Raw genomic sequence first — 12707 nt, 5'->3', positions numbered from 1 at the left:
TGAAAATTAGGAAAATATATAATTTTAATTATCAGCCATAAATTTTTTCAATATCAAATTGCTAAACGAGGTGTCATTGTCTATGCGAATGCAAGATTGGGAAATGCTGTCCGTGCTTTATGAAACCGAAAATATTACAAAGACAGCAAAGCAGTTGTTTTTATCACAACCCACATTAACCTCCCGATTAAAAAAGCTGGAAAATTACTACGGTGTCCAACTAATTATTCGAAAGCAACGAGGGATTACATTTACACCTGAAGGTGAACAGTTAGCCCAACATGCGCAGAGAATGATTCACGAACAACGGAAAATAGAAGAACAGCTTCATAATATGAAGGAAGAAGTTGCTGGTACGATAAGGGTTGGTGTATCTAATTTCTTTGCATTAAATAAAATGCCAAAGTTACTGCGCCTATTTAAACAAAACTATCCAAATGTTGAGTTTCAAGTTGTTACTGGATGGAGCAGTGAAATGCATCGGCTTATCTTAAATCATGATGTTCATATTGGTTTTATCAAAGGGGATTATCTATGGAATGAAAACAAGGATTTACTTTATGAAGAGGAAATATGTCTTGCTTCACCGTGGGAATTCGAATGGGAAAACCTTCCTGATTTACCGCGTATCGACTACCATACGGATGAAAAAATGCGAAGTATCGTAGATCAATGGTGGTACAGTAATTATAAGCAAGGTCCAAATATAAATATTCAGGTCAATCAAGTAGAAACATGTAAAGAAATGGTTATTAATGGCCTAGGATATGCAATTATTGCAAATCTTGTTGTCCGTCCATATCGAGAACTAATTATCAAGCCACTTCACCTAGCATCCGGGAAGGCTATTACACGCAAGACTTGGATGTACTATCATGAGGATACCTTACAACTAAATATTGTTCATGCATTTGTTCGGTTTATCCAAACCTTAGATGTTAAAGCATTATAATAGGGCCTTCTATGCATGAAGTGCCCTGATCTAGCCTACGTAATGTTAAAGCACTTCTTTAGTCAGTAACCTCTCACAACTTTCCAAAGTCTTTCTAGTAATTCAATGCTATTTTCCTTGTAAAACTACTAATTAGCTGGAACTTCACATGCTATTCTATAAATTTATTTTAGAGAAGAATAAAGGGTTTACAAATTCTTAGATTATCTGGTAATATACTTGTATACAAGATAAACAAGTATATTAGTCTTAGGGAGAAATGCTAAAATGAATACGCTTTACCCAAAAGAATGGTTAGATAAATCATCAATTGGAGAAAGAGTAGCTGCTGAATTACGTATGCAGATTATTTCTGACCGTATTGAAAGCGGTTCCGTTATTTCTGAAAACAAAATAGCTTCACAATTCGGTACTAGCCGTTCACCTGTCCGGGAAGCACTTAAAGTTCTTTCTTCTGATGGATTAATTCAACTAGAGAGGATGGGAGCTGTTGTAATAGGATTCTCAGAAAACGACATCGAAGAAATGTATGACATCCGAAAAATGATCGAGTCATTTGTCCTTGAACGTGTAATCGAATCGGAAAATGATGATTTAATAAAGAAGTTAAGACAAATTATTGAAATGATGCGTATTTCGGTAAAGTATCAAGATGCCGAAGGGCTTACTATACAAGATTTGGACTTTCATGAAACCATAATTAGAACGATACATCATAACCAAATTATGCTTCTATGGTCTAAATTACGACCAGTGATGGAATGCTTTATTCTGCTATCAATGAGAAGACGGTTTATTGATAAACCAGAAGACGCAGAACGTATTGTTAGTAATCATATTTCGATCATTGAAGCTATTCAAAACAAGGATAGAGAATTACTAACTAAAGCAATCTATCAAAACTTCCATACACAGCATATGCTAGAAAAAGAAAGAGAGACAAAATAAACTCAACTAGATAAACATAAGCATTCGTGAAAAGGGTTACGTATTGCTTATCTTGCACAGAGAAAGGAAGATAAATATGCCGTTACTTATCGTCGCACTAGGTGTGCTTGTATTACTATTTTTAATTATGAAATTAAATATAAACACATTTATTTCATTAGTAGTTGTAGCATTCTTAATTGCTCTAGCATTAGGTATGCCATTAAATGAAATTGTCGCTTCAATTGAATCAGGAATGGGTGGAACATTAGGAAGTATTGCTTTAGTATTTGGACTTGGAGCCATTCTTGGTAAGCTAATTGCTGACGCTGGTGGTGCACAACGTATTGCCATGACGCTAATTAATAAATTTGGTGAAAAGAATATTCAATGGGCAGTAGTTATCGCCTCCTTTATTCTTGGTATTGCCTTATTCTTTGAAGTAGGATTAGTATTGTTAATTCCAATTATTTATCAAATTGCAAAACAAACCAATGTTTCATTCTTATCACTTGGTCTTCCAATGGCTGCCGCATTATCGGTTACCCATGGGTTTTTGCCTCCACATCCTGGACCAACCGTTATTGCTCAAGAGTATGACGCTAACATAGGTATGGTACTCATTTACGGGATTATTGTTGCTATTCCAACAACATTAATAGCTGGGCCATTATATGCAAAAATCGCTAAGAGGCTCGTCCCTTCTGCTTTTGAAAAAATAGAAGGTGGAAGCCTTACTGAAATTGGTGATGCAAAACAATATAAATTAGAAGAAACACCTAGCTTCGGAATAAGTGCATTTACTGCACTATTTCCTGTCTTGTTGATGATGCTATCAACGATCGTTTCGTTAATCCAAGAAGGAATTGGGGCAACAGGCTGGTTTTTCGATTTTATTGAAATCCTAGGTTCACCCTCTACGGTAATGTTACTTTCTGTTCTATTAGCAATCTATACAATGGGGGTGGCAAGACACATCCCAATGAAAGATGTAATGGCTTCAGCCGAAAGTTCAGTAAGATCAATTGCCATGATGTTATTAATCATTGGTGCAGGTGGTGCTCTAAAACAAGTATTAATTGACGGCGGTGTAGGTGACTATGTTGCTCAGATTTTTGAAGGAAGTGCGATTTCTCCTATCATTCTTGCTTGGTTAATTGCTGCTGTTTTAAGAATTGCTCAAGGTTCTGCAACAGTCGCTGCCTTGACGACCGCAGGATTAGTAATTCCATTAATGGCAGGTACAGACGTAAACTTAGCATTAATGGTACTAGCCACTGGAGCAGGAAGCTTAATCGCTTCACATGTTAACGATACCGGATTCTGGATCATAAAAGAGTCCTTTGGTTTAACAGTTAAAGAAACCTTTTTGACATGGACCATGCTTGAAACGATTATATCGGTAAGTGGTCTTGTGTTCATACTATTGATCAGCGCATTTGTTTAATTGCATTATAAAAGACCGAGAATCCAGGTTCTCGGTCTTTTAATAAAATGAAGGTAACCACTCTATTTTTTGATCGCATTCCTTTTAATATATTCGTCCCTTCTTGTTGAAGAAATTGGTTATACGAACTACTGTTAACTTCGTAAATGGCAATTCTTCCATCTTCATCATAATGTATACCCCAACCAAATTTCTTTACTAATGGGGAAGCTCGAAAACAAGCTCTTGATTTAGAAAAGAATGCTTCTCTTATACCTTCTATTTTCCTCTGGACAATGTTGTTCTTAATAAGCTACGTTTGAAATTGTACATCCACTTGAGTATAGGTATATGGATTTTCCCTCATTAGTTCGTACTCAATTGATGCAATCGTTGGTTTATTGTTTCTTGGAGTTGGTTCCATCCCTGAAGTAGCTGTGGAATCCTCCGAAACAGTAATAAACGTATTTTTATAACTCATGGCAAATCACCCCCCATTCAGTATTCTAGAATTCATCACTACGTATTCGACCAAGCCCAATTTTATATTTTATACGTTTCTATATCTCTTTAGCCTATACCTGCTTCATCCATATATTTTCTTATACTGGACATAAGATCCGTTTTCTTCCATGAGTACAACAGTGAACCAAGAGGTGAAGAGATTGAAAGTTGAAATCAACGGTAATACATTGGAGCTAACCGTCGCTGATATTACAAAGCAAAACACCGATGCCATTGTTAATGCTGCAAATGGAACATTAATGGGGGGCGGAGGTGTTGATGGGGCTATTCACCAAGCTGCTGGGAGTAAATTAGTACAAGCTTGCAAAACCATCCGTGAACAAAAACTTCATGGGGAAAGATTATCTACTGGAGAAGCAGTTATAACAAATGGATTTCAACTTCCAGCAGCCTATGTAATCCATACCGTAGGTCCCGTGTGGAATGAGTCTAATGCCTCGACATTAGATCAAAAATTAATGAATTGTTACATAAATTCATTGCAATTAGCAAGTAACTACGATTTATCAAGTATATCATTCCCCTCTATTTCGACTGGTATTTATCGTTATCCGCTAGATAGAGCTGCACAAATAGCGATCCGTTCCATTGGTCAGTATCTACAAAGCCATCGATTCGGAGAGGCAACGATGACACTATCTTCTAAAGATGACTATTACGTTTATAAAACAGAACTAGATAAGATAATAAACCCGACGTGAAGTACACGCCGGGTTTGACCTTATTTCTTTTGTTGTATTAGCTGAATCAGGCTGTATAAATCTGCCTCTATCTGCTTGCAGACTGATTCATCTATTTTCTTTTGCTTCTTCCTTTTTTCTATATGCTGTATTAAATTGCGAGTTTGTTTAATTGCTTGTTCCATTTTCCCTTTTTGAACATGCTTTTCCACATTGCCTAATTGATGGATAATTTGGTCGGCCATCCCCTTGTTCAAATCTTCAGCTTTCTGGAATTTTATTAACTGTTCGGTTATTTGCTCGAAGATCTGATTCAGATTATCGTAGCCAAGCAATTCGATTTCTGAAATGGTTGTACGGTCAGCGCCATTGTTTTTGGTGATTTCCAACTGGTAGTGACTGTATTTATTTGGACTTTCTATTTTAAATGAACGTGTATAGTTACGCCATTTAAATGACTCATTTTCTCTAGAATCAATTATCTTCCAATCCTGCCCATTATTAGATCCCTTTAACACCCAGCTTATTGGATCATATTTTTTATCTTCTCCAGAAGTGATGGTATACATCTCAGCTTGCAAAGGGGCATTCGTAAATTCTGTTCGAATACGAGCTACTTGATCATCTATATGCCATTCCGTTGTGGATGCATTATCAAATAAACGTTTCTGTTCGTTAGTAATACCACTATATTTATTGTTATCGGTTAAATCATGCATTGGGGGAAGTGGAATAGTCGTACCATCTGTTTTCGTATCTACAATAGAATTAGGCAAGGCTTCATCTGATGTACCCCAATCGGAAGGTTCACTTCCCATTTCATATTCGATGGTGCCACCTTCCAAAATTCTTTGATGGGAAATGGCTAATTTATTATGATCTTCCCCATTTATAGTGACATTTTGAATATATTTATTCGTATCACTAACCTCAGGAGCAAGAATTTCCAAATCTTTCCCATTCTCTAAATGAATCGTCATTTTTTCAAAGAAAGGCGCTCCTATGGCATACTCCCCTGTTCCCATCGTTAAAGGATAAATTCCTGCAGCACTTAATAAATACCAGGCAGACATTTCACCATTGTCTTCATCACCTGCATAACCTTGACCTATCTCACTACCGATATACTGTCTAGATAAGATTTCCCTTACTTTGCTTTGGGTCTTCCAAGGCTCTCCAGCATAATTATACATATATACAATATGATGAGCAGGTTGATTACTATGGCCATACATGCCCATCCTTACATCTCTTGCTTCACGCATTTCATGAATAACACCACCATAATGACCTGGATACGTAGCTGTCTCCTTGGTGGAAAAGAATGCGTCTAGTTTATTAGCAAGTCCTTCCCTGCCTCCATAAAGATTCGCTAAACCTTGTCCATCATGCGGAGCATGAAATGCCATATTCCAAGCATTTGTTTCTGTATAATCCCCTCCCCAACTTCGTGGATCGAAGGTTTCTTTTGTTTCACGCCATTTTCCATCTTCAGCTCTTCCCATGAAAAATTGAACTTGTTCATTAAAGAGGTACCGATACTGTCTGGAACGATTTAAGAAATACAGATAGTCATCATCCAGCTGATCATAATATGGATTCGTACCATTTTCTTGTTTCTTCATCGCTCGCGCGAAGTTTGCAATGCCAAAATCATTGATATAACCGTCCATGGACCAAGACATTCCTTCACTTATAGCCGTACTGGTATAACCATTAAAGATAGACGTTTCTAATCCCTTTCTTCCAGTAGCCTGACTCGGACTAACCACCGCGGCATTTTTTAATGCCGATTCATAAAATGACGTCACATCAAAATTCTTAACCCCTTTTGTATAGGCATCTGCAAATGCAATATCCGAACTTGTACCTACCATCAGATTTGCATAGCCAGGAGAAGACCATCTAGAAATCCATCCACCATCTTTGTAATGCTGAACAAATCCGTCGATCATTTCTCCGGTTTTCTGTGGAGTTAATAATGTATAAGCAGGCCAAGCTGTTCGATAAGTATCCCAGAACCCATTATTCACATATGGTTTACCATAATTCACCTTTGCACCAGTCTCTGTAGGTGTATCTTCACCAACTGGTTCAGAGAAAGGACTTGCATATTGATATACTGGTTCTGCCACCGAGCCAACATTTTCATATGCTATATTGGGATATAGGAATAAGCGATACATATTCGAATACAGGGTAGTTAGTTGATCATAATTTGCTCCTTCTACTTCAATTCGACGTAACTTGTCGTTCCATTGTTGATTTGCTTTTTCTTTTACATCTTCCAAGCTATCCTCTTGCGATATTTCCTGCTGTAGATTCTTCTTTGCTTGCTCCACACTAATTAGTGACGTAGCTATTTTCATATTAACTTCCTTGCTATTTCCAATATCAAATTTATAATAACCCGCCACATTATCTCGATCATTTCCTGGAAGCTTGCTCGACTCCGCTATCGGTTTATCAAAGGTTGCATAGATAAACATTCTTGTCGCTCCTGCTGAGAGGCCACTTTTAACATCAGAGTAACCAGAAAGACTCTGTGATTCGGGATGTAAGCTTAATCCACCATTATTATTTACATTATCGAAAATTAGCTTCGATTGATTATCTGGGAACGTAAAACGAAACATCGCTGCATGGTTCGTTGGGGCCATTTCTGTGACAATGCCATTTTCAAAGCTTACTTTATAATAATGTGGTTTGGCGATCTCATTTTTATGCTGAAAAGCTAATGCACGTTCTGATCGATCAGCTGTCGGTTCTCCTTCCGTACTTGAAGGCATCACTTGAAAGGTCTGCCTGTCTCCCATCCATGGGCTTGGTTCATGACTGACGGAGAATGCCTCTAGTTCTGGAAGATTTTCCTCATTATTATCTTGATGATAACTATACAGCCAACTGGTAGAGCCAGCATCTGTAACTGGTGTCCAAAAATTAAATCCATGCGGTACAGCTACTGCCGGTATATTATTCCCCCGAGAAAATGTACCATTTGATTGAGTGCCTCTTAAAATATTAACATAATCCGTAAAGTTATCTGCTTCCTCATCAATTGCATCGCCGATTTTTATATTATCAACAGATCCTTTAAAGGTTGTCGGTCCATTTGGGTTATCGTAAGCAACTAAAATTCTTTTGATTGTCTTCCCTTTAGCTACCTCCCCAATCATTGCTTCTTTATAATTCCATTGATTTGGGTAGAGTGTGTTGGAATTCCCTTGCTTGGTCGGATGGAGTACAACTCCATGCTGATCTTTCACTCCTAGTTCACTTAAATAAGAACCATCACTAAAGGCAAGATCGATGGAAGCATACGTACTTGAATAATCATTTTCCTTCGTATCCATAAATAATGGACTAATAAAGTACGAAAGCTTTGTCTCAGCAGTTACAGGAATATCAACATCATACACCTTATTATAGGAATACGCCCTTCCTTTAGAAAGATGTGTACCCTCATACGTAAATGCCTTTAATCCTTCCCAACCGACATTCGTTTTTGCTGTATAAGACCTTGGTGGTCCATCACTTTGATACGATTTCATATCGGTTGGTGGCTCTTCCGGAGTATCCTCCCCATTGGAAAGGGCAATATCGGCCAATTGTATAATATCACCACTATGATTTTCTCGTAATTCAAAACGATAATACTTGTACGCCCGATTATTTTCAAAGGTATAAATTTTCCGTTCAAATCGGTTCTCGAAAGATTGATTTTCTCGCGAATCAATTTCGACCCAATCTTCACCGTTCGAGGAACCAAAGACGCTCCATTGCTTCGGATCTCTTTCTGGAGAGTCATTTGCCGAAGTAAACGCATATTTTACAAGTTTCTCCTTCTCAGATAATTCCATCTCTATCCAACCATCGGATTCAAATGCCAACCATTTCGTATTTTGATCATTATCGATTAACTTTTCTTCGATTTCGTTTGGGGGATTATTCGCACTTGCTGTAATGCTTTGCACTTTATCTGTTATATCCCCTTGGATTCTATCTTCATCAATATTGCCATCAATACCTGATGCTTTTTCGTCCCCCTCTCTATCCACCTCAACTGTATTTTCCCACGTAGGGGTTCTGTCATTTTCTTCAAATGAAGTAAAAAAATCCATCTCTTGTCCATGAGTCACCATATTACTTGCTGATGTAAGAAGCAAAGTTAAGAGGATTGCAAAAAACGCATACCTACCATACTTCTTAAATTGATAAAACTTCAATGATTCATTCCCTCCCAGGTTTAAATAGTATGGTTACTCAAAATCTCTCCCCCTTCCATTATTGATAACGCTTACAAACATCATGTTATAATCTCCCTTCAGAATACAACTTATTTTTAGGATTTTCTTATGAAAAGCTGGATTTTTCTATGCTCATGGGCTATATAACTACAAGAATTTAGTAATGACTGACTAGGCTAGGAATTTGTAATGATAGCTTTAGCATGATTTACCATACATTTTCATTCGTATAGGAATTCAAATCAATTGGAATTATATGAAGTAGGAAAGAATGAGGTGTCTATTGTGATAAACGAAGAAAACAACCAACAAGTAAGCAAATGGTGCATTGTAAGCATGGCATCCATTCCGCTAGTAATGACGTTAGGTAATTCGATGCTAATTCCTGTTTTACCTATATTTGAAGACAAGGTCGGAATCACTTCTTTTCAATCCAGCATGGTCATTACCAGTTATTCGATTGCAGCCATCTTTCTTATTCCGGTAGCTGGTTACTTATCTGACCGTTATGGAAGAAAAATCGTGATTTTACCTAGTTTAATACTAGCCATGATTGGCGGCATTATTGCTGGTATGGCATCATGGAGAATGGCTGATCCGTTTTCATGGATCATCGTTGGTCGTATTTTGCAGGGCATTGGCGCTGCTGGAGCAGCACCGATCATTTTACCATTAGTTGGTGATCTCTATAAAGATGATGATGAAAAGACAAGCTCTTGTTTAGGAATCGTTGAAACATCAAATACTTTTGGAAAAGTACTAAGTCCTATTCTCGGAGCACTGTTTGCTTCATTTTTGTGGTTTTTACCGTTTTTCTCCATTTCTTTTTTCAGCCTAATTTCAATTGTTCTTGTTTTTTTCTTTATAAAGGTTCCAAAACAGAAGGAAGAACCACCGCGATTTAGAACGTTTTATGAAAAGACAAAAACAATCTTTAAAAATGATGGTAAATGGCTTTATACCGTCTTTTTCATTGGGATTCATTTAATGCTTGTTTTATTTGGGGTATTATTTTTCTTATCGGATATTTTTGAAAAACAACATAGCTTGTACGATGTAAAAAAAGGGTTTGTCTTAGCTATCCCTCTCTTTTGCCTTTGTGTTGCTTCTTATATTACAGGTAGAACAATTAAAGGTAATTTAAAGATTATGAAAAACGTAATCATGCTAAGCTTAATCATTTCCTCTGTAAGCGTTATTTTTGTAGGCTACACAAGTAATAACTTAATCCTATTGCTTATCATTACCTCGTTACTAGGTACTGCCATTGGAGCAATACTCCCCACACTCGACGCAATGATAACTGAAGGAATTGAGAAAGAGGAACGTGGCACCATTACTTCATTTTACAGCTCTTGTAGATTCATCGGAGTTGCCTTAGGTCCTCCGGTTATATCGATGACGATGAATCATTTCTTAAACCTGACTTATATGGTCATGGGAATAATTGGGGTTTTCCTTCTCCTTTTGGTATGGAAATGTATCAAAACAGACAATAAGGAACAGTCGGTTCAATAACATAGCTTATTTATACTAATAAGACAGGATAGATACCGCTTTGTAAGCAAGTATCTATCCGCTTGATTATTTATTTCCTGTTCTTTTTTTGATTAAAAGAAACGTATTGTTACAACAAACTGGACAGGTACTTTCTTTTAACTGCTCGATTGTTTTAAACGGAAAGTTGGCCCCTACCTTCCTTTCTATCCCGCAACTTTTACATCGGTAAATACGAAACGACTGCTTCATTTCTCCAGTATATATTGGGTCTTGGTATTCTTGTAATAAATCAATTGGTATCTCGGTTGAAGTCGTTGTTTTCATAATCAACATCTGACTTTGGTTAGCAATCATCTGAGCACCAAGATAATGATTAAATTGAGGTAATGTAGCTGTTACACTCAATCCTAAACGAATGAATATTTGCTGCATTTTCAGCATAAATGCTGGTGATTTGTGTGCAAATGATAAGAAAATAGGCATGCCACTCTGCCTCTTTAAGGCATGAACTCCCCGTGAAACAAATAGTTCCATCCCTTGTAAAGTATAGGGCGGATCAGTAAGAAAGCAATCATATCTGCTGACATACGCACTAGCGACTGGTTTTCGCATATCATGCTCTATACATGTAATTGGTAAGTTTTTTTCCTTTGCAATTTTATTAATAAATGCAAGAAAACGAGTATCAATATCCATTACATCAATCCATGTATGAAACTCCGATTTCCTAGGAAATAATTTTTGTAGAAGTAAACCTATAGCTACACTTACAAGATCATCATCGCCCACACATAATATTCGCTTTCCAATAAGAGAACGTTCACTTAAACATAGAATAGCTCTCCGTAAGCTTGTTTCAGGAGTACACAAAGACTGATCTAATTGCACATTTACTTGGGGACGTTTGGAAAACAAATCATGAAGAATGATAAGAATACTGTCCAAATCAGCTTCCAAGTTATCTGGTCTTGATAATAACCGTTCATGGAGCTGTTTATCTAATCCTTTATAGTCCAACGATTGTTCAACAAGGGCTTTTCCTTTTTGTGTACACCGTACTCCTCTGTCCTGCTTTAATAATCCATTTTCAATTAACTCTTTTTTTATTGCAACTGTAACAGGCACTGGTAATAAAACCTTTCTGGCCAATATTTTCGTGGAAATTCCAGGAGTTAAAAAACATTCAATCATCAAGTGCTCAATTACAAGAGAACCTTCTTCTAAATCAAGGTTTCCATTTACCTGTTCTATCACCTTTATCATCATGATACCTCCATATAATCTCGTTATTTTCCTTCCATCGGCTAACTTGCTTTTCTACATTCATCATTCATTCCTCCTTTAAATTGTAAAAGGCGTAACTGTTGTACTGGATGTAACTTTCTACCATCCCTTGCTCCCTCTATAATTATCGCTTCCACTCGAATGTAAAAAAGACAGCAAATGAACATACGCCATTCGCCGTCTTTGACTTAGAGAACCCCTAAAAAGCAGAAAAATCCGTACTCGAACAGCACGGATTTGGGTTTCACGATAGAAATAAAGACAAATTAACCGTTGTTCTTGCTAATTCAGAAGGTTAAAAATTCATCACGAAAAAACATTTATATTTACTCAAATAAAATGAAGTGAATTTTAACCTTATTTAGTTACTGAATTAGTTGAAAACACCTGTTAACATGAAATTATCTCCTCTTCATATAGAGTTGTCGTAAGCATAACATAAATACATCAACAATACAATTAGCTTTGCTTCCTTTCATTTTTTGGCTTATTCTTTATCTGAATATAAAGAGAGCCCTTTGGTTCTACTTCTGCATGAGTGATTTCCGATATGGTAGCAATGCCAATTTCCTGAATCTGCCGGTCTAACCAAGGGATATCCAAATTTAATTTAGCTAAATTAGTTACATTTATTTTTCCACTTGAAATAACTTCTACTGGTTCAGGGCTATCTTTCGTTTTTGAGAGCTGCTGCTTCGAATGTTTTTGCAATACCGATAACTTTCCACTTGTTTCAAAAATCGCCTGGTCCACATCATTTATCGAAAAGATATTTTTCTCTCGCAATAAAGATTGCAGAGAGTCAATCGTTAATCTTGTCTTGCGCAAGGACTTTTCCAGCAGTACCCCATTTTTTATGACTGTGATAGGCTGGCCATTCACCACTTTTCTTACCTTCTTTGATTTAATATCCAAATATCCCATCAGTATTGTAAATAAAGCCCATGCAATAAGAGCTATCATTCCGATATGTAAATGAGTTTGTTGATTCATAATTGTATCTGCAGCTATGGAACCAATCGTCATCGCGGAAACAAAATTAAAAAATGTCATTTGACTAATTTCTTTTCTTCCCATCAATCTAGCTAAGCATAGCAATACGAGAAAAGATACCACGATCTTTAATAGTAATTCAAAGACACTCATTCGCTCAACCTCCATCTAGT

The 12707-nt window shown here is 36.8% G+C and carries 8 protein-coding genes and 1 pseudogene; 5 read left to right on the top strand and 4 right to left on the bottom strand.

Annotated features, from left to right (window positions below):
* Positions 1–82 precede the first annotated feature (82 nt).
* The 3 genes from JKP73_RS15170 (at position 83) to JKP73_RS15160 (ending at position 3326) form a co-directional block, all read left to right on the top strand.
* Entirely contained in the window at positions 83–952 is an 870-nt protein-coding gene (locus tag JKP73_RS15170; RefSeq protein WP_021290683.1) for a LysR family transcriptional regulator, read from the top strand.
* 267 nt (positions 953–1219) lie between these two features.
* Positions 1220–1900, top strand: a complete 681-nt coding sequence (locus tag JKP73_RS15165) for a GntR family transcriptional regulator (RefSeq protein ID WP_021290684.1) — start codon at positions 1220–1222, stop codon at positions 1898–1900.
* Between the two features lie 76 nt (positions 1901–1976).
* The gene (locus tag JKP73_RS15160; protein WP_021290685.1) at positions 1977–3326 is read left to right on the top strand and encodes a gluconate:H+ symporter; all 1350 of its coding nucleotides are present in this window, start codon (positions 1977–1979) and stop codon (positions 3324–3326) included.
* Here JKP73_RS15160 and JKP73_RS23210 read toward each other — a convergent pair.
* Positions 3310–3786: pseudogene (locus JKP73_RS23210) on the bottom strand (DUF6157 family protein). The gene JKP73_RS15160 and the pseudogene JKP73_RS23210 overlap by 17 nt on opposite strands.
* Before the next feature lie 175 nt (positions 3787–3961).
* Between JKP73_RS23210 and JKP73_RS15150 the strand changes: the two are divergent.
* Entirely contained in the window at positions 3962–4531 is a 570-nt protein-coding gene (locus JKP73_RS15150) for a macro domain-containing protein (protein ID WP_373308328.1), read from the top strand.
* 20 nt (positions 4532–4551) lie between these two features.
* Here the strand turns inward: JKP73_RS15150 and JKP73_RS15145 are convergent, their stop codons facing one another.
* Positions 4552–8736 (bottom strand): GH92 family glycosyl hydrolase, encoded by a 4185-nt coding sequence (locus JKP73_RS15145; RefSeq protein WP_234447123.1) that lies wholly within the window; start codon positions 8734–8736, stop codon positions 4552–4554.
* A 357-nt stretch (positions 8737–9093) separates the two neighbouring features.
* Here JKP73_RS15145 and JKP73_RS15140 point away from each other — a divergent pair, with 357 nt between their 5' ends.
* A complete protein-coding gene (locus tag JKP73_RS15140; RefSeq protein ID WP_200411539.1) occupies positions 9094–10275 on the top strand; it encodes an MFS transporter in 1182 nt (393 codons plus the stop codon).
* Positions 10276–10341: 66 nt separating this feature from the next.
* On the opposite strand, the gene JKP73_RS15135 is transcribed toward JKP73_RS15140, so the two are convergent.
* Both JKP73_RS15135 and JKP73_RS15130 read right to left on the bottom strand, forming a co-directional pair.
* Positions 10342–11523 (bottom strand): bis-aminopropyl spermidine synthase family protein, encoded by a 1182-nt coding sequence (locus JKP73_RS15135; RefSeq protein ID WP_308436505.1) that lies wholly within the window; start codon positions 11521–11523, stop codon positions 10342–10344.
* A 477-nt stretch (positions 11524–12000) separates the two neighbouring features.
* On the bottom strand, positions 12001–12687 hold the full coding sequence (locus tag JKP73_RS15130) for a DUF421 domain-containing protein (RefSeq protein WP_021290692.1): 687 nt from the start codon (positions 12685–12687) through the stop codon (positions 12001–12003).
* Positions 12688–12707: the final 20 nt, after the last annotated feature.

The sequence above is a fragment of the Virgibacillus salexigens genome (assembly GCF_014905415.1).
GTDB lineage: Bacteria > Bacillota > Bacilli > Bacillales > Amphibacillaceae > Virgibacillus > Virgibacillus salexigens.
The sequence above is the reverse complement of the archived record's forward strand: the minus strand, read 5'-3'. Positions and strand labels throughout refer to the sequence as shown.